At 54.3% G+C, this 18,211-nt stretch carries 23 protein-coding genes and 1 tRNA gene; 9 read left to right on the forward strand and 15 right to left on the reverse strand.

Annotated elements, in window-relative coordinates:
- Position 1: 1 nt before the first annotated feature.
- From TAM4_RS02185 to TAM4_RS02200, 4 genes are read right to left on the reverse strand one after another with little or no spacing between them, the layout of a single operon-like run.
- Positions 2-607 carry a hypothetical protein gene (locus TAM4_RS02185; protein WP_014121603.1) on the reverse strand — a complete coding sequence of 202 codons (606 nt, stop codon included), beginning with the start codon at positions 605-607 and terminating at the stop codon, positions 2-4.
- On the reverse strand, positions 608-988 hold the full coding sequence (locus tag TAM4_RS02190) for a DUF2178 domain-containing protein (protein WP_014121604.1): 381 nt from the start codon (positions 986-988) through the stop codon (positions 608-610).
- A gap of 47 nt (positions 989-1,035) precedes the next feature.
- Entirely contained in the window at positions 1,036-1,356 is a 321-nt protein-coding gene (locus TAM4_RS02195; protein WP_014121605.1) for a hypothetical protein, read from the reverse strand.
- 9 nt (positions 1,357-1,365) lie between these two features.
- On the reverse strand, positions 1,366-1,653 hold the full coding sequence (locus TAM4_RS02200; protein WP_014121606.1) for a hypothetical protein: 288 nt from the start codon (positions 1,651-1,653) through the stop codon (positions 1,366-1,368).
- 82 nt (positions 1,654-1,735) lie between these two features.
- On the opposite strand from TAM4_RS02200, the gene TAM4_RS02205 reads away from it, so the two are divergent.
- On the forward strand, positions 1,736-1,990 hold the full coding sequence (locus tag TAM4_RS02205) for a hypothetical protein (protein WP_014121607.1): 255 nt from the start codon (positions 1,736-1,738) through the stop codon (positions 1,988-1,990).
- Between the two features lie 87 nt (positions 1,991-2,077).
- Complete coding sequence (gene iorA, locus TAM4_RS02210; RefSeq protein ID WP_014121608.1) at positions 2,078-3,985, forward strand: indolepyruvate ferredoxin oxidoreductase subunit alpha; 1,908 nt, start codon at positions 2,078-2,080, stop codon at positions 3,983-3,985.
- A 5-nt stretch (positions 3,986-3,990) separates the two neighbouring features.
- Here iorA and TAM4_RS02215 read toward each other — a convergent pair whose 3' ends face one another.
- Positions 3,991-4,674, reverse strand: a complete 684-nt coding sequence (locus TAM4_RS02215) for a DUF4152 family protein (protein WP_014121609.1) — start codon at positions 4,672-4,674, stop codon at positions 3,991-3,993.
- Between the two features lie 67 nt (positions 4,675-4,741).
- Between TAM4_RS02215 and TAM4_RS02220 the strand changes: the two genes are divergently transcribed.
- Positions 4,742-5,185 carry a hypothetical protein gene (locus TAM4_RS02220; protein WP_048149710.1) on the forward strand — a complete coding sequence of 148 codons (444 nt, stop codon included), beginning with the start codon at positions 4,742-4,744 and terminating at the stop codon, positions 5,183-5,185.
- Positions 5,186-5,189: 4 nt separating this feature from the next.
- Here TAM4_RS02220 and TAM4_RS02225 read toward each other — a convergent pair whose 3' ends face one another.
- Entirely contained in the window at positions 5,190-5,459 is a 270-nt protein-coding gene (locus tag TAM4_RS02225) for a hypothetical protein (RefSeq protein ID WP_014121611.1), read from the reverse strand.
- 64 nt (positions 5,460-5,523) lie between these two features.
- Between TAM4_RS02225 and TAM4_RS02230 the strand changes: the two genes are divergently transcribed.
- Entirely contained in the window at positions 5,524-6,531 is a 1,008-nt protein-coding gene (locus tag TAM4_RS02230) for an AI-2E family transporter (protein ID WP_014121612.1), read from the forward strand.
- Here TAM4_RS02230 and TAM4_RS02235 read toward each other — a convergent pair.
- The 5 genes from TAM4_RS02235 to TAM4_RS02255 all read right to left on the reverse strand — a co-directional run bounded on the left by TAM4_RS02235 (position 6,508) and on the right by TAM4_RS02255 (position 9,854).
- Complete coding sequence (locus TAM4_RS02235) at positions 6,508-7,059, reverse strand: nicotinamidase (RefSeq protein ID WP_014121613.1); 552 nt, start codon at positions 7,057-7,059, stop codon at positions 6,508-6,510. The two genes, TAM4_RS02230 and TAM4_RS02235, sit on opposite strands and share 24 nt — an antisense overlap.
- A gap of 35 nt (positions 7,060-7,094) precedes the next feature.
- The gene (locus TAM4_RS02240; RefSeq protein WP_237702115.1) at positions 7,095-8,417 is read right to left on the reverse strand and encodes a transposase; all 1,323 of its coding nucleotides are present in this window, start codon (positions 8,415-8,417) and stop codon (positions 7,095-7,097) included.
- A 77-nt stretch (positions 8,418-8,494) separates the two neighbouring features.
- Positions 8,495-8,896, reverse strand: a complete 402-nt coding sequence (locus TAM4_RS02245; RefSeq protein ID WP_014121615.1) for a DUF2240 family protein — start codon at positions 8,894-8,896, stop codon at positions 8,495-8,497.
- A 43-nt stretch (positions 8,897-8,939) separates the two neighbouring features.
- Positions 8,940-9,016: transfer RNA gene (locus TAM4_RS02250), tRNA-Thr, on the reverse strand.
- 40 nt (positions 9,017-9,056) lie between these two features.
- Positions 9,057-9,854: a phosphatase PAP2 family protein gene (locus tag TAM4_RS02255; RefSeq protein ID WP_014121616.1), complete on the reverse strand. Its 798-nt coding sequence runs from the start codon at positions 9,852-9,854 to the stop codon at positions 9,057-9,059.
- A gap of 125 nt (positions 9,855-9,979) precedes the next feature.
- Between TAM4_RS02255 and TAM4_RS02260 the strand changes: the two genes are divergently transcribed.
- The 3 genes from TAM4_RS02260 (at position 9,980) to TAM4_RS02270 (ending at position 12,250) form a co-directional block, all read left to right on the forward strand.
- Positions 9,980-10,432 (forward strand): HAD family hydrolase, encoded by a 453-nt coding sequence (locus TAM4_RS02260; protein WP_014121617.1) that lies wholly within the window; start codon positions 9,980-9,982, stop codon positions 10,430-10,432.
- A gap of 2 nt (positions 10,433-10,434) precedes the next feature.
- Positions 10,435-11,025: a YigZ family protein gene (locus tag TAM4_RS02265; protein ID WP_014121618.1), complete on the forward strand. Its 591-nt coding sequence runs from the start codon at positions 10,435-10,437 to the stop codon at positions 11,023-11,025.
- A 112-nt stretch (positions 11,026-11,137) separates the two neighbouring features.
- The gene (locus TAM4_RS02270) at positions 11,138-12,250 is read left to right on the forward strand and encodes an ATP-binding protein (RefSeq protein WP_256359057.1); all 1,113 of its coding nucleotides are present in this window, start codon (positions 11,138-11,140) and stop codon (positions 12,248-12,250) included.
- 29 nt (positions 12,251-12,279) lie between these two features.
- Here the strand turns inward: TAM4_RS02270 and TAM4_RS02275 are convergent, their stop codons facing one another.
- The 3 genes from TAM4_RS02275 to TAM4_RS02285 all read right to left on the reverse strand — a co-directional run bounded on the left by TAM4_RS02275 (position 12,280) and on the right by TAM4_RS02285 (position 13,566).
- Positions 12,280-12,513: a hypothetical protein gene (locus TAM4_RS02275; protein ID WP_014121620.1), complete on the reverse strand. Its 234-nt coding sequence runs from the start codon at positions 12,511-12,513 to the stop codon at positions 12,280-12,282.
- Between the two features lie 46 nt (positions 12,514-12,559).
- Positions 12,560-12,802: a hypothetical protein gene (locus TAM4_RS02280; protein ID WP_237702116.1), complete on the reverse strand. Its 243-nt coding sequence runs from the start codon at positions 12,800-12,802 to the stop codon at positions 12,560-12,562.
- A gap of 263 nt (positions 12,803-13,065) precedes the next feature.
- On the reverse strand, positions 13,066-13,566 hold the full coding sequence (locus tag TAM4_RS02285; protein WP_048149717.1) for a hypothetical protein: 501 nt from the start codon (positions 13,564-13,566) through the stop codon (positions 13,066-13,068).
- A gap of 100 nt (positions 13,567-13,666) precedes the next feature.
- Between TAM4_RS02285 and TAM4_RS02290 the strand changes: the two genes are divergently transcribed.
- Both TAM4_RS02290 and TAM4_RS02295 read left to right on the forward strand, forming a co-directional pair.
- Positions 13,667-15,436 carry a ribosome biogenesis/translation initiation ATPase RLI gene (locus tag TAM4_RS02290; protein ID WP_014121623.1) on the forward strand — a complete coding sequence of 590 codons (1,770 nt, stop codon included), beginning with the start codon at positions 13,667-13,669 and terminating at the stop codon, positions 15,434-15,436.
- A gap of 40 nt (positions 15,437-15,476) precedes the next feature.
- Positions 15,477-16,451 (forward strand): AIR synthase family protein, encoded by a 975-nt coding sequence (locus TAM4_RS02295; protein ID WP_014121624.1) that lies wholly within the window; start codon positions 15,477-15,479, stop codon positions 16,449-16,451.
- Here TAM4_RS02295 and tgtA read toward each other — a convergent pair.
- Positions 16,448-18,190: a tRNA guanosine(15) transglycosylase TgtA gene (gene tgtA, locus TAM4_RS02300; RefSeq protein WP_014121625.1), complete on the reverse strand. Its 1,743-nt coding sequence runs from the start codon at positions 18,188-18,190 to the stop codon at positions 16,448-16,450. The genes TAM4_RS02295 and tgtA overlap by 4 nt on opposite strands.
- Positions 18,191-18,211 lie beyond the last annotated feature (21 nt).

Genomic DNA, 18,211 nt, shown 5'->3' on the forward strand with positions numbered 1-18,211 from the left:
GCTACATCCTCCGGGAGTAGTAGGCCCTCGCTCCCATCATCGAGATGCTCCACGTGAGCATGAGAAGAAAGGACAGCGTTTCCGCATTGGGGTTCCAGAGGTGGAAGAGTGCCAAGAGCAGAGTTATCGAAGCCACCGTCGTCATGTTCCTGCCGGCGAGCGCCCAGGACTTCAGCTCTATTAGCTCAGTCCTCTCGTCCACAACGGGCCCCTCTGGCCTTAACCGTTCGGCGTTCATCCTCGCAAGCAGGGCCCACACACCGAGAAAGACAGCCCCGGCGAGCAGTCCCTCAGCCTTTGAGAGGTATCCGGTCATAACGAACGCACTCACCGTTGAGAGGCCGGCGAAGAGCAGGGAAAGCGCGAGGAGCTGGGGAACCGCCCTGCTTTCACGGGCTTCCTCCGCTCCCTGGAAGGCCAGCAGAATGGAGCCACCTGCGAAGGAGAATACGAACACGAAAATTCCGGCTATGAACGGGAACGTCCACTCGGGAGGTTCGTACCTTACAACCATGGTGCCGTTGCTCGCCCGGTAGAGCCAGAGGAAGTAAACCGCGTAGAGAAGGCCCGATATGGCAACTAGGCCGAGAAGGTTCTTCTTTCCCATTCACATCACCCGCGAGTAGTAGTGTCTGAGAAGGAGGTGTAACATTGAAATACCAACAAGGAAAACGCTTAGGGCCTTGAAGGCTCCTTTTATCTCCGGGGCCGATGTCCACTGTGAGAGAACCAGCACCGAGAAGCCGAGGGCTATCACCGCGATTTGGAGCGTTCTCCTCGAGGCAATTTCGTTTATCCTGATCGTTCTTTCGTCCTCGAGGACAACGCCCCTCTCCCTGAGCCATGACGAATACCAGTTTGCGAAGAGCATTGCAAGGGCCAGGGACGCAACCGCGAGCTCCCAGTGTCCGGAACGGACGGAGAGGAACATCACGAACCCGGCGGCGATCCCCACGAGCAGGGTCGGAACCCTTGACCACTGCCCCATGCTCTCACCATGTAAAGTTTCCTTTACGTAAAGCTTCCTTTACATCCTTATAAGCTTTGCTCCTCGCGGTAGAGCTCCTCGATGTAGGACACCATGTCGTGGATTGCAAGGAAATCCAGGAGGGCTATAATCCCCTTCAGCAGCACCCCCGAGATGAGGTAGAATATCGCGAGGAACAGGTCAATTGCTAAATACACCAGGGAAACCTTGATCGCCGTCTTTCTGCGGGTATAGGTCCCCCACGCGAGGAGGAAGTCGAGAAGGGCAAAGGGAAGGTAAACGGCCGGGAACTTCGTCCCCTGATAGAGGCCTAGAAACCCCTGAAGAACCAGCACGAACGTCGTGACCTTCAGCTCCCCGAACTTCATTCCCATCCCTCAGTACAGGTGGCTCTTGCTCTCCCGGAGCAGTTTGAAGTACTCGAGAAGTTTCTCAAGATCTTCCCGTTCAAAGACTTCCTCTACGTTCGTCTCCGGGTCGAGGGTGAGCAGATAATCACGCAGTTTTACCAGCTCATCCAGATCCTCCTGAAGCTCCACCGCCCTCTGGGTGAACTCCAGACTTGTGTAGGGGCTCTCAAAGGACCTCGTTTGATTGGCCACTATCGCAACTTTAAGGTCTCCAATCGCTTCCTCAACGAGTTCAAGGAGCTCTCCAACCTTCATGGAGAAACCTCAGCGTTTCCCTTAATAACCTTGTCCCAAAACGTTTATAGTGACGTGGGTGAAATTCCAAACGGGGATCGCTATGGACTTCGCCCTCTTCATGGAGAGGTACGGGTACAAGATACTCCTCGGTGTCTTCGCGATAATCCTCATCGGCTTCTTTGCCGTCCTCGGTTTCTGGATCTACGCCATGTTCAAGGTCTTCGGCTCGATCGCGGCGATAGCGATCGTTGGCTACTTCATATACGCGTTCGTCGTTAAGAGGCGCGTTCTCGACGCCCAGGCGGAGGCTCATGGGAAGTACTTCTACGACCCGAACTACGGAAAGAAACGCTAATAGTTCTCTGAAAATCCTTTGGGTTTTGGGTTATTTTTTCGAGCCATAAGTTTTATATCCTTCCTCCAACTCCCCAGCGGTGGTTGCATGGATGCGGTTAAATCTTATCCTTCTGACCCAGCCGAAGTGAAAGGCGAGAGGCGAGAGAAGAAGCTTCTCATGGGAAACGAGGCGATAGCCTACGGCGCCCTCGAAAGCGGTGTCGTTTTCGCCACAGGCTACCCCGGGACACCCTCAACCGAAGTGATAGAGACGATAGCGAGGCTCAAGCCTGAAGTTTTTGCCGAGTGGGCCCCCAACGAGAAGGTCGCGCTGGAGGAAGCGGCTGGAGTTGCCTACACCGGACTGCGGGCGCTCGTGACAATGAAGTGCGTCGGTTTGAACGTGGCAGCGGACCCGCTTATGAGCCTCGCTTACTCTGGCGTAGAAGGTGGCTTAGTAATCCTCGTGGCGGACGACCCTGGACCTCACACGAGTCAAACGGAACAGGACGACCGCTACTACGGCAAGCTCTCGCTTCTGCCGGTCCTTGAGCCTGCCGACCCGCAGGAAGCTCACGACCTCATCAAGTACGCCTACGAGCTGAGCGAGAGATACAAAGTCCCGGTTATCTTCAGGACAACCACGAGGGTTAACCACACGACGGCCGACGTGGAGGTTAGCGAGTTCATCGAACTCGACAGGAAGCCCGTCTTCAAGAAGGACATCGAGCGCTACGTGCGCGCGAGCATGGAGGGCAACAGGAAGAGGCACAAGTGGCTCAACGAGACCCTTGCCAAGATAGAGGAGGAGTTCAACTCGATGCCCTTCAACTGGGTCGAGGGGAGCGGTAAAATCGGAATAATCGTCGAGGGCGCGCCCTACAACTACGTGAGGGAGGTTCTCCCGGGAATCAGCGCGGACTTCAAGGTCCTCAAGCTCTCAACGCCCCACCCGCTCCCGAGGAAGCTCGTCGTTGATTTCCTCAAAACCGTTGATTTCGCGATTGTAATCGAGGACGGCGCGCCGTTCCTCGAGGAGGAGGTCAAGATAGCCGCCTACGAGGCCGGGATCAACGTGCCGATCTACGGCAAGAGAACCGGTCATTTACCGCTTGAGGGCGAGCTCACCCCGAGCCTCGTCAGGAACGCCCTCCTCAGGCTAATGGGTGAAAGCGAGGAAACCTACGAGAAGCCGGAGGAGGTAAAGCTCGCCGAAAGCCTCGCCCCGAAGAGACCGCCGGTAATGTGCCCCGGCTGTCCGCACAGGGGAAGCTATAGGGCCGCTTTGGACGCCCTCCGCGACCTCAAGCTCGGCCGCTACTCGGTCCCCATTCACGGCGACATAGGCTGTTATGCCCTATCGCTCCTCCCCCCGCTCGAGGCCATCTGGACCGAATACGTCATGGGCGCGAGCATCAGCTTAGCGAACGGCCAGAGCGTCGTTATGAACAAGAAGATAATCGCGACAATCGGTGACTCGACGTTCTTCCACAATGGAATTCAGCCGCTGGTGGATGCAGTTTACAAGAACCTGAACGTTCTGGTGATGATACTCGACAACAGAACCACCGCGATGACCGGCCATCAACCGCACCCGGGAACCGGTGGAAGTGAAACCGGCAGGAAGTTCAACGAGATTGACATCGAGGCCCTCGTCAAAGCTTTGGGAGTTAAGTACGTCAAGACCGTTGACCCATACGACCTCAAGGCCACGAGGGAAGCGATAAAGGAAGCCATGCAGGTTGAGGGGCCTGCAGTCATAATAGCGAAGCGCGAGTGTGTCATTCCCGTCATAAGGCGCGGTGAGATAGGCGAGATACCGAAGGTTATAGAGGACAGGTGCACCGGCTGTAAGGCGTGCATACTCCTGACCGGCTGTCCGGCGCTCGTTTACGACCCGGAGACCAACAAGGTCAGAATAGATGGCCTGCTCTGTACGGGCTGTGGCGTCTGCAACCAGACGTGCCCGTTCGATGCGATAAAGTTCCCGAGCGAGCTGGAGAAGGGGGCTTAGCCCCCTTACTCCCTCCAAACCTCGAGAACCATGAAGCGCCTCACGAGCGGGTTTGGATACAGCTCCCAGCCGATTCCCTCTGTTTCCGCCTCAATTTCCCCGAAGAGACCGCCCTCGCGCGGGTCGAGGCTTTCCCCGTAGATTTTTCCGGGCCTTATCTCGACCTTCATGTAGCGCGGGAGGCCGACGATGGCTTTTCCCTCTTTCCTCGCGTACCCGATGGCCCACTTCGCCGTGTACAGGCCAGCGTAGATTTCCGCTATCCTGACCGGGACGCTCGACTTGCCGATGGCGATTATCTCTATCCCGGTCTCCTCCCAGAACTTCTTGGCTAAGGGCTGGAGGTCCTTCGCGAGGTCCTTCCACACCTCCTTCCCGCGGTCGGTTATCGTTAGGGCGTCAATCGTCGGCTCGTCGAGCTTTCTCACCTCTATCCCGCCGATTGTCGAGTCGAGGTGGATAACGTCGGGCTTAACTTCCCTCGCGAGCTCGACCGCGAGCAACGCCTCGTCCCTTATTGCCTGCCTTCCGCTCATGTCATAGTTGAATGGGTCCGCGTACTTCACCCTGCTGAGCGTCGCGGTTTTATACGGCTTCTCAACCAGCACTGCAGCAGTTGCAATGAGCCCTATCGGCTCGTAGTCCTCGGTTAGTAGGGCCCCACCCGTGTCGGCTGAGACGATCCTCATGAGTTCACCCCCGGTAACGACCAATTACCTATGATCCTCTTCACCCTATGAAATGATGTGATGGGGTATGGATGGATCAGCTTATGAAATTTTGGGGCATTACCTGGACAGCCTGTCGGGCTCGATATACCTGGGGTCGGCCAAGGGGTTCGTGTTCGTTGAGCATGATGAAAAGGTGTACGTTATAAGTCCCGTTGAGTGCACGGAGTACGTGTCGATATTCTACTCCGACGGTTTCCTTGAGATCTACACGATCTGGGGAAGGGGAGGTGAGAACGGGGTCAGACTGCTCGCCGACACGAGCAGGGTTTCGGTGTTCTCCAAGGGCGACGATCTCTACATACTCATCGAACCGCACGGTTCCTACGAGATGGTCAACGGCGTCATAGGCGTCTTCCTGAGGGGAGCAAAGGACATGGAGCCGACGATCCGGAGCACGATAGACCTCGTGGATCTGAAACGAAAGGGGAAGGAGGGAGTTATAGAGGTGGTGCAGGGTCAGGGGCTTTGAGTCATCACCGCTCAGCACTCGGCAAACTCTTCATTCCCAGCATCTCGTAGATCCTTCTTGCGACAGTACTTATATCTTCTTCCCCTTCGATCGATTCGAGTTCCCGGCTCCCAGGGAACCTGACCCTCAGATAATCGAGGGCCTCCGCGGGGGCCATCAGCACTCCGCTTTCCCTGTACGCCCACGCGGTTAGGAGTACGTTCACGGCTTTTTTGGCCTGTCCATCCCTCAACAGCTCTTCCGCCTCATGAAGGAGCTCTTCGAAAACTCCCACGTTCCTCACCCGGTCAGGGTTCCATGTCAACATTTATAACCGATTGGGTGTATATCCGGAAAGTATGAGGGGAAGGGCCGAGATCGCCGTCTGGACGGTCGTGAGTCTGGTAATCCTTTACCTTTCCTGGAGAACGGTTAGACCTCTCGTTACACCCCTATTCTTCGGGGTTCTGCTGGCTTACATAGTCTACCCCCTCCACATGCGCCTCAGGAGAAGGTTTTCTGCCCACGAATCTGCTCTAGTACTGACCGCGATCATGATCGGACTCGGCACGGCCCTCCTCGTGTTCTTCACGCTGATCTCGATAAAGCTCGTCAACAGGTTCTACATGAACGTGAAGGACGTTTTGGTCTGGCTGTCCTCGCTCCAGTTCTCCGGGACGCTCCAGACTTTCTTCGAACAGGTGCAGTCCCAGATAGTCCCCAAGCTCACGGACTACGTCTCCTCCTTCACCTTCTCCGTTCCCAAGTACCTCCTCCAGCTCGTCGTCTTCCTCTTCGCCTTCTACTACGCCCTCGTCTACGGTGAGAAGCTGAGGGGGTTCATCCTCTCCCTCGTCCCTGGAAACCAGGCCCCCTTCATGGTTGAGATCCTCGACAGAACGGACAAGACCCTCGACGCGCTGGTCAGGGCGTGGCTCCTCCTGAACGTCGCCAAGGGCTTTCTGATGACCATCGGCTACGTTATCTTTGGCGTGGGGGATGTATACACTGCGATGATAGCAGGTTTCCTGACGTTCCTCTTCAGCTTCGTGCCCCTCCTCGAGGGATGGATGCTCTGGGTCGCGGGCGCGGTGTACCTTTACATGAGGGGGTCCCTGCTTGGGGCGATTGGGATCTCCGTTTACGGTGCGGTTCTGGTTTCCCCACTGCCGGATTACACGATAAGGCCTATGCTCGTTGCCAAAGACGCGGAACTGGACGAAACGCTCGTTTTCATAGGCATGCTCGGCGGAACGTGGGCCTTTGGGCTGAAGGGCCTTCTGCTGGGCCCGGTGATACTGAGCATTGCCCTCGTTCTGCTGAAGGAGTGGAAGAAGAGAAACTCAGAGGGAGGAGCAGCGGATTAGCTTCACTCCCGCGCGCTGGAGCTCTTCGAGCGCTTTTCTCTCGTCCTCGGGGTTGATGCCCTTGACGGCGTCGGTTAGGAGGTAAGTTTCAAAGCCGTGTTTTACAGCATCTAAAGCCGTCGCCTTCACGCAGTACTCCGTGGCAACCCCGCAGACGTAGACACGCTTAACACCCTTCTCCCTGAGTACCTCCGCTAGGTTCGTCCCCTCGAAGCCGGAATACGCCTCCTTGTCGGGTTCCGTTGCCTTCGAGATTATGATCGCGTCCTCTGGCAGCTCCACAACGAACTCCGCGCCGGGCGTGTTCTGAACGCAGTGTCTCGGCCAGGGGCCGCCCCGTTCTCTGAAACTGATGTGATCCGGTGGATGCCAGTCCCTGGTGGCGACTATCAGGGCTCCCCTCTCCCGGAATTTCTTCACGCACTCGTTCACGATGGGAATTATCTCGTCTCCCCCGGGAACGGGAAGAGCTCCCCCGGGCATGAAATCCCTCTGCATGTCTACAACTATGAGGGCCTCCTCCGGCATGGGCACCACCGATTGAGTTATCGATTTCCGGCTAATTAACCGTTTCCTCCTGCACTTATTTTCAATCCCTGGCCAACTATCACCAGCGAGTTTTTGTGGTGCAGGAGGTTGGCCTTAACCACCAGACTCATCGAACTCACCGAGCCCTCAACTGGTAGTTCACGGGCCTTCGGGCTGAACGGAAACAGCCCCAACAAGTTCAAAACCGCAACAAAATCCCTATCCAAAGAAAACCCACAAACAGGACACTCGAAAACCCTCTGACGCAGAGCGTCGTCATCAGGCTTAATCTTAAACGCACCACAGTGCGGACAAACCTGAGAAGAATAAGAGGGATTCACGAAAACCACAGAAACACCATATTCAATCGCCTTTTCAAGGACAAACCGCTGAAACCCGTTCATACCAATATTGTGGAGAGTATCCCTCAGCCTTCTCTCGTTCTTCCTTCTCCTTTTAGTTACCCGCTGGTTGAAGTTCTTGGGAACGGCCTCAAGGACAATCGTAGCGTTCAACTCCTTGGCAAGTTCAACGAGTCTCTTCGCCAACTTCCTCTGCAAGTCAATTCTCTTATTCATTTTTCTCCGTCCAAACTTCCTGAGGAGTTCCTTCCCCTTTCTTGAAGATGGTTTCCTCTTCCAGCCGACCAGATGCGATTCCTGAATCCTCTTCCTCACGTTAGAATAGAACCTCGTCAATCTCCCTAATTCAGTCCGAACCTGAATCAAGAATTCGTGCGTGCCGAAGGAAACGTTATCAGCGTTGTAATCCACGCCGAGAAAGTTCCCACTCAAGCCTTTTTCATCAAACTCTTTCTCGAAGACGAAATACGCAAGAACCTTCCTCTCTTTCTCGATAATACGGAGTTTCACGCCAGCCTTGACCTTCCATCTATCGTTGAGATATTTAAAAAAGAGTTTGTGCGGTTTTAGTGGGAGTTTTATTCGTCCCAGTTTGGTAGTCAAGCCAATTACAAGAATTTTTCTTCCGCCTTTAAGCGTGTTAAATTTTGGGAATCGTTTGTAGTCCCATAGAACATCGTCCAGCCAGATGGAGACTTTTCTTACCTCAGGTTTTCCAGTTCTGGCTCTTCTCTTCTTTTTCAACTCAAGAAAACTCTTCGCCCTCGTTACGGCATCCTGACAAACCGTGTAGTAATAGTGAGTTGGCAAGTCGTGCTCTTCCTTGAGTTTCGCATAAAAGAGTTTCCTGAGTTTCAAGTGGCTCTTTATCCTGTTCTCGACGGCATATTCAGTTAGAAACTCAAGAATTTCTGAGTATTTGTCATACACTTCTTTTATCGCTCTGAACTTTCTCCTCGTGAGTGGGTAACTTTCAAGGACTACTGTTCTGGTCAATTTCAATCGTTCTCAACCTCCGTGAGGAGTTTTTTGACTCCTTAACCCTTTTGAAAGTCTAGCCCTTTGGGATGGGATCAGTCCAGCTCAAGCCTATCCCTAAAGCGGGACATGTCGAGGCCCTTCTCAACGCCGAAGAGGTAGAGAACCAGTCTCCGATCGAGGTTGCCGTACCTTCTTGAGAACTCCTCGAGTTCATCTAAAACCTCTGATTCATCGAGGCCCAACTGAGAGGCCACAAAGGACAGCATCTCCCTGAAAAGATCTTCCTCCCCTTCCTTCCGCGCCAGCGCCTCGATGTTTATCCTCAGGAGGTCTCCTTCCTCGATGAGAAGGCCTTCCTCTATCCACTTTGAGATGGCTTCCTTGGCCTCGCCAACACCCATGAGCCTGAGTTTGAACGTAAGCAGTCCGACGAGCTCGCTCCTCGAGAGCTCTCCGCTTCCCTTAACCTTGAGCACGCTCTCTAAGGGGTGCACGGAACCACCCAAAGTTTTTCGCAAAAGGGGTATAAAAACGTGGTGGAGCCGGGACCGGGATTTGAACCCGGGACCTGGGGATTACGAGTCCCCCGCCCTGCCGAGCTAGGCTACCCCGGCACCGGAGGAGAGAAAGTAGGGGAGGTTTATAAGTTTTCCGCTACGGCTTGGGCATCGTTATGGCCAGTATGAGGAGGAAGCCGCCGGCGAGGAAGCCGAGCATCGTGACGTGCTTGATTATTGAGACGTTGACGCTCCTGAACGTCGATGGGACCCGGATTTTCTTGCCCTCAACCAGCCTGCCCACGATCACGGCCAGTACGATTCCGGAGAGGGCGTCGTAGATCCAGTGGTGACCGAGCAGGAGGGTTGCGAAGGGGACGAGGGAGTTGAGGGCTATGATGAGCTTGGCCGTGAGCTCCCGCCTGTACTTCCACAGGATGATTATGTTAAACGCCGCAACGGTGTTGTGAAGGGAGGGAAGGACGAACTCCTGTTGAGTTAGGTAAGTTCTGTCCGGGTAGAACCCGGGCAGATTGTAGACGTAGTGAGGTGCGTAAACGTGGACGAGGGTGTAGATGGCCCCGCAGATTGAATATATCACGAGGTAGCCGAGGGCCAGCTCATCCGCCTTCTGGAGATCCCGCTTGTATATCAGGACGAAGAAGACCGTCAGCGCTATCGAGCCAGAGAACCCGATGTAGTAGATGGCCTTCATTAGGAAGTAAATCGGAAGAAAATCCTTCGTGAGATCAAGGGTTGTGACAACGAACTTATACGACGTGAAGGGGAGCTTGAGGAGGAGGTACGTAACGTCCCTGCTGTGGGATTTAATGTGGTCGTAGAGAACCGTAAACCCGATCCACCCGAAGTACAGCACGAGAAACGTGTTGAGTCTTATGAGCACCTCGTGATCGTTGAGGGACTCCATGAGGTTCTCGGCAAAACGTCTTTTCATCGGACTCCCCCACCGGCTATGAGTAATGGGATACCCTATTTAAACTTTTCACTTTTTCCGTCATCGGAGTTGAAATAAAGCCAAAGGTTTTTCTGGTCAACGGTCAATCTCCACCGGTGAGCTGGATGAGAGTTGAGGTTCCGGGCCACGGACGGATCGAATTCAACGCCGTGCTTTTCGACCTGAACGGCACGCTGGGGGTCGAGGGAAGGGTTCCTGATGATGTTAAGGAACTCCTTGAAAAGCTCGCCGGCCGCTGTACCGTTGTCGTTCTGAGCGCGGACACGTTTGGAACGCTTGAGGAAGAGCTCAAAGGCCTGCCCGTTAGGATCGAGAGGGTCTCAAGCGGTGCCGAAAAGGCCGAGATTGCCGAGGGTTACGCTCCTTACGTCGCGGTGGGTAATGGAAACAACGACGTTGCCATGCTTGAGAAGGCGGAGCTGGCCTTCTGCGTGATCGGACGGGAAGGGGCGACGGTTGATGCGCTCCTCGCGAGCGATGTAATCGTCACGGACGTTAGGGACGCGATAGAGATGCTCCTCAACGAGAAGAAGCTCATAGCGACGCTGAGGAGGTAGTCATGGGCTACAGAACCCTGAGGGGCGTTGGCACTGCCCGGCTCGTGATAAAGAAGTCTGTCTTCATAGGCTACGCCTCCCCTGCAAGAACGGAGGAAGAGGCAAGGGCGTTTATTGAGAAAATTCGGGCTTACCACAGCGACGCTAACCACAACGTCTCGGCCTACGTCATAAACGACGGGCGGAACTTCGCGGTCCGCTACGATGACGACGGCGAGCCGAAGGGGAGCGCCGGAAAGCCTGTCCTGAAGGTGATTCAGAACAAAGGCCTGAGCAACGTGGTCGTCGTGGTCACGCGCTACTTCGGCGGGATAAAGCTCGGCTACGGCGGCTTGGTCAAGGCTTACAGCGAGGCCGCGAGTCTTGCTATTGAGAACGCTGGAATCGTTGAGGTCTATGAGACGGAGCGCTTTCAGGTTACATTTCCCTACAGCCTGTTCCACACTGTTAAAGAAGCCATTGAGAAGGCAGGTGCGAGGGTCGTCGGCGAGAACTACTCCGATAACGTTACCTTTACCGTTGAGACGAGAAAAGGCGAAGCTGAAGGGCTGATGGAGCTTTTGAAGGAGAGGACGAGAGGCAGGGCTAGGTAGGAACACTCTGTTTTAATGGCATCCGGGGAAACCCTTAAATTTACACGGCATGTAATTTACATTGGGTGTAAATTTCATGGTGTGTAAAAATTTCTTCAGGACGAGGCCGGTTATGGAGGAGGAATGTCTCTGGGGAAAGGGCCATAGAAAAGCCGTTGAGGATATCCTTGGCGCAGTGTTACGGGGAAACACCGCGGTTCTCCTCGGCCCGAGGAGGGTCGGGAAAACAAGCGTGGTTAGTGTAATGGCGGAAAAACTGAGGCGAAAGAGGGGTTACCATTACGTTTATTTCAACTTTTCTCGCTTCATAGGCTCCCGGGCGATATCAATAGCCGACATAGAACCCAAGAGGACGTCACTCAAGATGATAACGACGAGCAAAAGCTACAAAATATCATTTCGGGGGGTGAGTGTTGAGGTAAGAAAGACCAGCATTGAGGAGTTCAGCAGGGACTTTTCAACGCTGGTCCGGGTTTTGTCCCAGAATGCCGAGTTGGGTGTTTTGATATTCGACGAAGCCCAGGTTCTGGCCAGGCTGAAGAATCTCGACTTCAGGGGGCTACTGCAGGAGATAACAGACAGTTATCCAAACATCTCTCTCGTTTTCACGGGCTCAATGCCGGGTATGCTGGTCGAGTATCTAAACCCGGGCGCCGAAAAGCCAAACTTCATGCGCTCGGCGGAAATTTTCACCCTTCCACGGTGGAGCATCGAAGAGGGAAGGGGATATCTCCTCGAGGGCTTCAGAAGCTACGGAATAAAGGTAACGAACGAGCTGGAGCTCTCAAGAGCCGTTGAAGAGCTGGGAGGAGTTCCCGGGTTTATCTCTCACTACGGCATTACGGCGGTTAACCTCATGAGGACTGAAAAAAGCCCAGAAGAAGCCCTCCCAGTGGCCCTTGAGGAAAGCAGGAGGTATGCGCTTGAGGAGTGGAGAAAGGACATAGAGGCTTTTCTGAACGTCTACAACAGCAGGGTTTATATCGGTGTTCTCAGAGTTCTGGCCGAGGCATATCCGAGCGCCCTCCGTGGGGCGGAAATCTACAGGAGGCTTAAAATTCTGGGTTTAGCACCTACAAGGATTCAGCACATCTATAAGTACCTTGAAACTCTTGAAAAAGCCGGTTTTATTCGCTCGTCTGAAAGGAAGTACTGGATTGAAGACCCCCTCCTTAGGGAGGTCGTCAAGAGGTTTAACATTGACCGGGTCACTCCTGCCCTTTAGAACTTTTCCCGGAGAAATAAAGGAAAACATCAGCGGAGCCTTTCGGCCTCCGCCTCGAGCTTCGCCTTCTCAACCAGAACCTTCAGGAACTCGAGGAGCTCGCGGGCGTTTCTCTCGGAGTAGGGCAGGAGAACCGAGAGCGGGCCGGTGAACCGGGCGTGGTCCTCGAGCAACGTAAGGGTGAGCTCCACGGTTTTGGAGCCGAAGGAGAGACTATCTCGGGTGCTCTTCAGGTGAACTTCATACCTCTTACAGACCTTCACAACACCACCTCCCGTGCGCGCCCCAAGGGGGGCAAAAAAAGAAAGCTCAGAGCAGGGCCCTTATTTCATCCTCGCTCAGGGCCTTCTCGATATACTTGGAGAGGATGTAAACGAGGAGGAAAACGTTTTCCGGCGTCAGGTCAACGGCGGAGTAAAGGTAGCGGTCGTAGCCTTCGGCGATGATGAAGCGGAAGCTCCCGGGCCCGAACTCGACCTCGAGCCTGAGCGGGCCGTCAACGCCCTCCAACTCCAGAACGTAGTAATCAAAACCCATCGCGTACATGAGCATCACCTCGAGAAGGGTTGTGATCCCAGTAAGTCAGTATAATCTGAATTCCTAAAAAGCCTGAACTGGTATTGTTATGTTCACTTTCAGTCCAACTAAAGTCCTGCAGTAAAAGGATTAGGGCAAGTTGACATTTATAAATCTTTTGGAAACCTGTAGGGCTTAATCATTCTAATCATTCTAGAGAAAAACATTCCAAGATTATGATAATATACTTTGTCTCTATGATTGTTTGTGTTCATTAAGGTGAAGATAAAAACCAAAATTCAAAGGTCACCATATTCCAACTCGTCTACTATCTCGTCTATGTCTTTGAGAGGGTACTTCTTAGCCAAATATTTTTTGACGCTTCTTTTAATGGCTGAATCAAGGAAGATATCGTCTCTAACCAATACATACCCGCCTGAATGGTCCCGTTTTAGATATCCTTCGAATTCTAAGTCCTCCAAGATGTCCAGAGGAATATCTGTTGTGAATACACGGTTTGTTATCGTTAGTCTATGTTGAATGTCTCTCACAAGGTTTTCATACTCTTCTTTAATTTCGTTGTTTTCGTTAAATTGTATCTGGGATGTGTGCTCATATTCGTATGTGTTTGTAGAACCAGATGCGGCAGCCATAATCAACAGGAGAAATAGTATCGTAACTATTGTCCCTTTAACTCCAAACCAGTCAATCAAAGTGAATATGATATATAGGCCTATCATTAGCATAAAAATCAGAAGGATTATATCGACGATAATCGAAATAATCCTCCAAACTCCCATTTTTTCATCACCTTTTTGACTCATCAGTCAAACATAAGTCCACTCTAGTTACTCCGCAACCCTTTAAAATCCTCGCCCTCAGCTTAGCCCGGTGGTGGAGATGAGAATCGCGGTCATCGACTACGACAAGTGCAACCCGGACAAGTGCGGTCACTTCCTCTGTGAGCGAGTCTGTCCCGTCAATCGAATGGGCGGCGAGGCGATAATCATAGACGAGGAGAACTACAGGCCAGTCATACAGGAGGCCAGCTGTACGGGCTGTGGAATCTGCGTCCACAAGTGTCCCTTCAACGCGATAACTATAGTCAACCTGCCGGAGGAGCTCGAAGAGGGCTGCGTCCACCGCTACGGAATCAACGGCTTCGTCCTCTACCGCCTACCGGTTGTCAAGGAGGGAATGGTCGTCGGAATCCTCGGTCCCAACGGAACCGGCAAGACGACGGCCGTCAAGATACTCTCCGGCCAGCTCTTGCCGAACCTCTGCGGTGACAACGACTCCTGGGACAACGTGATTAAGGCCTTCCGCGGAAACGAGCTCCAGAACTACTTTGAGAGGCTGAAGAACGGGGAAATACGGCCGGTTGTGAAGCCCCAGTACGTTGACCTGATTCCCAAGGCAGTTAAGGGGAAGGTCCGCGACCTGCTCAGGAAAGCCGACGAGAGCGGAAAGTTCGACGAGGTCGTCAAGGAGCTCGAGCTCGAAAACGTTCTCGACAGGGACATAAGGCACCTCTCGGGCGGTGAGCTGCAGAGGGTGGCCATAGCGGCGGCCCTCCTGAGAAACGCGGAGTTCTATTTCTTCGACGAGCCGTCGAGCTACCTCGACATAAGGCAGAGGCTCAGGGTTGCGAAAATCATAAGGAAGCTCGCCGAGTCGGGCAAGAACGTTCTGGCGGTCGAGCACGACCTTGCTATTCTAGACTACATGAGCGACATAGTTCACGTCGTTTACGGCAAGCCCGGAGCCTACGGTATCTTCTCCCAGCCGAAATCGACGAGAAACGGCATAAACGAGTTTCTCAGGGGCTATTTAAGGGACGAGAACGTCAGGTTCAGGCCCTACGAGATAAACTTCAGCAAGAAGAGCGAGAGGAAGAGCCAAGAAGGCGAAATCCTCGTCGAGTATCCGAGGCTCGTGAAGGACTACGGCTCCTTCAGGCTCGAGGCCGAGGGCGGCGAACTCTACATCGGCGAGGTCGTTGGAATCGTTGGCCCGAACGGAATCGGTAAGACTACATTCGTGAAAATGTTGGCGGGAGTCGAGAAGCCAACGGAGGGGGAAATAGACTGGTCCCTGACCGTAAGCTACAAGCCCCAGTACATAAAGACGGACTATGAGGGAACCGTTTACGAGCTCCTCAGCAAGATTGACGCGGGCAAGCTCATGAGCAGCTTCTACAAGAGCGAGCTCCTGAACCCCCTTGGAATTCCCGACCTCTACGACAAGAACGTCAACGACCTTTCCGGCGGTGAGCTTCAGCGCGTTGCCATAGTGGCCTGCCTGATAAGGGACGCCGACCTGTACCTCCTCGACGAGCCCTCCGCTCATCTCGACGTCGAGCAGAGGCTGGCAGTTTCAAAGGCAATCCGCTCGCTCATGGCCAAGAACGAGAAGACGGCACTTATAGTCGAGCACGACGTCATGATGGTTGACTACCTGAGCGACAGGCTGATAGTCTTTGAGGGCCAGCCCGGCAAGTTCGGTAAGGCGAGCAAGCCGATGGGCATGCGCGAGGGAATGAACAGGTTTTTGGCCTCGGTAGGCATAACCTTTAGGCGCGACCCCGACACAGGAAGGCCAAGGGCCAACAAGGAAGGCTCGGTGAAGGACAGGGAGCAGAAGGAGAGGGGCGAGTACTACTACACCTAAAGGCTTTTCTTTTCCTCCTCCAACTCCCTTTGGTGGTTGTATGAAGCCCGGAAAACTCCCGCCGGAACTCCTTGAGAAGCTCGTTCTCTCAAGGCTTCCATCAAAGGGTAAGGGCGTCATCGTCGGCCCCGGGACTGGAATAGACGGGGCTGCCCTAAGGGTGGATGGAACCCTCGTTGCCTCCAGTGATCCCATAACCGGGACAACGAGGAGAATCGGCTTCTATGCAGTCCACGTCAACGCGAACGACGTGGCGGTTATGGGCGCGGAGCCGAGGTGGTTCCTGACGACGATACTCCTCCCTGAGAACGCTGACGAGGGACTTTTAAGCGAGATAATATACGAAATCTCGCGTGAAGCCAAAAGGCTCGGCGTTGCGGTCGTCGGCGGTCACACGGAAGTAACCCCGGGCCTCGACAGGCCCATAGTGGTTGGAACGATGCTCGGCGAGGCCGAAAAGCTCGTCAGGCCCGATGGGGCCAAACCGGAGGATGCAATAATCATGACGAAGTGGGCCGGCCTCGAGGGAACGGCCATAATAGCGAGCGAGAGGGAAGACGAGCTGAAGGAAATCTTCGGGGAGGCCCTCGTGGAGCGGGCAAAGAGCCTTCTGGAGTACCTCAGCGTCGTTCCAGAGGCCATGCTCCTGAGGAACTTCGCGGACGCGATGCACGACCCGACCGAGGGTGGAATCCTCAACGGCCTCCACGAGATGGCCGATGCCTCGGGGCTTGGGCTCAGGATCTTCGCCGACAGGATACCCGTAAGGGAGGAAACGGAGCGGATATGCAGCTTCTATGGCATTAACCCCCTTGCCCTGATAAGCTCGGGCTCTCTGCTGGCGGCGGTTCCGAGGGACAACGCGAGGTTCGTCGTCGAGAGGCTTTTGGCCAGGGGTATAAACGCGGCCATCATTGGGGAGTTTCTCGCCGAGAAAAAGAGGATCATGATAAAGGGAGGAGACGAACTGCCGCTCCCCCGGCCGGTCAGCGACGAGCTCTGGAAAGTAGTCTAGCCTTTCTCTATTCCCCTCCTGACCTTCACGGCCAGCCCGCTCTGGAAGACCTTCAGCTCCTCCCCGTTCAGGAGGGTCTGCCCGGTTGCGAGGAGTTCATCTTTTTCGTTCACCACCAGAACCTCGTCGTAGGGCCTGATTGAGGGGTCGGCATCGACTACGAACTTGGCGAAGACGTTTTTTCCGCGCTTCGCGAAGGGTTCGGCATCCTCGTTCACAACAACGCGCATTCTCGGGAACGGCAGGAGCGCGTGAAGTCTCTTTGCCCCTTCGATGCCGAGCGTTAACAGGCCGTCCTCCGCTCTAAAGGTCGCGAGGTGCCTGCCCTTCGCCTTTACCTGCCTCGGCATGCCAGTCTTCCGCGATAGCTCCACGAAGGCGTCTTTGAAAGCTTCACTTGCCTCTTCGCCGAACTGATATTCAGCGACGGCCATGACGTATTTCCTCGCTTCCCCTTTCCTCGGCTTCTCTATCGTGAAGTCCTCCTCGCCCTCGCTCTGGGCGAAGGGGTAGCTCAAACTCAGGTACTTTGGAATCTCGCCGAATATCGGGTGTTTTACCTTCTCGGGGAACTTTCTGGCGACGCGCTCGGCCCTCTCTTTGGCGCGATAAACGATAGGCCAGTGCATGGCTTCCTCGCTCACCTTGAAGAAAGCGCTGGACTTTGTAACTGGCTCGTTCTTCTCAAGGTAGTCCCTGTACTCGAGCAGTCTCTTGTAGGCGGAGTAAAGCTTCGGGTGGCTCCTTGCCCTCTCGTCAACGAGGCGCCAGAGTTCCCCTTCCTTTATCGCCCCCTTGACCCTGTTGAGTTCTTCGCGTATTACCCAGAGGTTGTGGATGGCCAAAAGCCTCGTCCGCTCTTCCTTCGGCATCTCACGCAATTCCTGCGGGGTGTAGTGAGAGCAGACCGGGCAGGAGCAGGGGAAGTACTCAAGCTCTTCGAGCCTTTTCGTTCCCTCAGGTGTCAGATAGCGGTCGTCTTTAGCGTACAAAGCGTAGCTCGCCGAGTCGAATAGGTCAACGCCCATAGCGACTGCCAAGGCGAAAATCATCGGGTGGCCCGCCCCAAAGAGGTGAACGGGCCTGTCCGGTCTTAGACCGAGCTTGGAAGCCACCACAACGTCCACCAAATCGCGGTAGCGGTAGCTCTCCATGAGAGGAACGACGGCCCCAATCGGGTGGATTTCAAAGTTCATCTTACTGAGCTCCCGCGCGGCGTAGGTTCTTAAGTCCGGATAAGTTGAACCCTGGACAGCAGCATTCATGGCAATGTTCTTTATGCCTTCGGCTTCCCTCGCCCGCTCGAGGGTTATCCTGAGGTCCTCCTCGGCCTTCTCCCTCGGCGCGTCTGGAGGAGTAGGAATGTCGAGGAAGGTGCCTATATCAACGCCGATTTTCTCCTGGAACTCGATTATCTCTCGGTTTGTAACCTCAACCTCGCCGTAGCGCATGAGCTGGAAACTGCCAGAATCAACCTCGATTATCCCGTCGTAGTCGAGGAGTCTATGAATGCCCAGCTTTAGCGCTTTCTCCCTCAATTCCGGCGTCTTGTAGATGATGTAGGAGTTGGTGATTATCATTCCAAAGCCCATTTCCCTGAGTTCCTTCGGCGTTACGATGAGCTGTTTCGGGTTGATGACGGGCATTATGGCGGGAGTTTCGATGCTCTTGCCGTTGACGGTGAGCTTTCCTATTCTTCCGGCCGCGTCTCTGGCCTTGATCTCAAACCTGAACTCCATGCTCTCACCTCTAGGGGAGCT

The organism is Thermococcus sp. AM4 (assembly GCF_000151205.2).
GTDB lineage: Archaea > Methanobacteriota_B > Thermococci > Thermococcales > Thermococcaceae > Thermococcus.

Excerpts from the sequence above, each read along its gene's own strand:
- TAM4_RS02185 (WP_014121603.1), bottom strand. The coding sequence starts at position 607 with ATGGGAAAGAAGAACCTTCTCGGCCTAGTTGCCATATCGGGCCTTCTC.
- TAM4_RS02190 (WP_014121604.1), bottom strand. The coding sequence starts at position 988 with ATGGGGCAGTGGTCAAGGGTTCCGACCCTGCTCGTGGGGATCGCCGCC.
- TAM4_RS02195 (WP_014121605.1), bottom strand. The coding sequence starts at position 1,356 with ATGAAGTTCGGGGAGCTGAAGGTCACGACGTTCGTGCTGGTTCTTCAG.
- TAM4_RS02200 (WP_014121606.1), bottom strand. The coding sequence starts at position 1,653 with ATGAAGGTTGGAGAGCTCCTTGAACTCGTTGAGGAAGCGATTGGAGAC.
- TAM4_RS02205 (WP_014121607.1), top strand. The coding sequence starts at position 1,736 with ATGGACTTCGCCCTCTTCATGGAGAGGTACGGGTACAAGATACTCCTC.
- iorA (WP_014121608.1), top strand. The coding sequence starts at position 2,078 with ATGGATGCGGTTAAATCTTATCCTTCTGACCCAGCCGAAGTGAAAGGC.
- TAM4_RS02215 (WP_014121609.1), bottom strand. The coding sequence starts at position 4,674 with ATGAGGATCGTCTCAGCCGACACGGGTGGGGCCCTACTAACCGAGGAC.
- TAM4_RS02220 (WP_048149710.1), top strand. The coding sequence starts at position 4,742 with ATGGATGGATCAGCTTATGAAATTTTGGGGCATTACCTGGACAGCCTG.
- TAM4_RS02230 (WP_014121612.1), top strand. The coding sequence starts at position 5,524 with ATGAGGGGAAGGGCCGAGATCGCCGTCTGGACGGTCGTGAGTCTGGTA.
- TAM4_RS02235 (WP_014121613.1), bottom strand. The coding sequence starts at position 7,059 with ATGCCGGAGGAGGCCCTCATAGTTGTAGACATGCAGAGGGATTTCATG.
- TAM4_RS02255 (WP_014121616.1), bottom strand. The coding sequence starts at position 9,854 with ATGAAAAGACGTTTTGCCGAGAACCTCATGGAGTCCCTCAACGATCAC.
- TAM4_RS02260 (WP_014121617.1), top strand. The coding sequence starts at position 9,980 with ATGAGAGTTGAGGTTCCGGGCCACGGACGGATCGAATTCAACGCCGTG.
- TAM4_RS02265 (WP_014121618.1), top strand. The coding sequence starts at position 10,435 with ATGGGCTACAGAACCCTGAGGGGCGTTGGCACTGCCCGGCTCGTGATA.
- TAM4_RS02270 (WP_256359057.1), top strand. The coding sequence starts at position 11,138 with ATGGAGGAGGAATGTCTCTGGGGAAAGGGCCATAGAAAAGCCGTTGAG.
- TAM4_RS02280 (WP_237702116.1), bottom strand. The coding sequence starts at position 12,802 with ATGCTCATGTACGCGATGGGTTTTGATTACTACGTTCTGGAGTTGGAG.
- TAM4_RS02285 (WP_048149717.1), bottom strand. The coding sequence starts at position 13,566 with ATGGGAGTTTGGAGGATTATTTCGATTATCGTCGATATAATCCTTCTG.
- TAM4_RS02290 (WP_014121623.1), top strand. The coding sequence starts at position 13,667 with ATGAGAATCGCGGTCATCGACTACGACAAGTGCAACCCGGACAAGTGC.
- TAM4_RS02295 (WP_014121624.1), top strand. The coding sequence starts at position 15,477 with ATGAAGCCCGGAAAACTCCCGCCGGAACTCCTTGAGAAGCTCGTTCTC.
- tgtA (WP_014121625.1), bottom strand. The coding sequence starts at position 18,190 with ATGGAGTTCAGGTTTGAGATCAAGGCCAGAGACGCGGCCGGAAGAATA.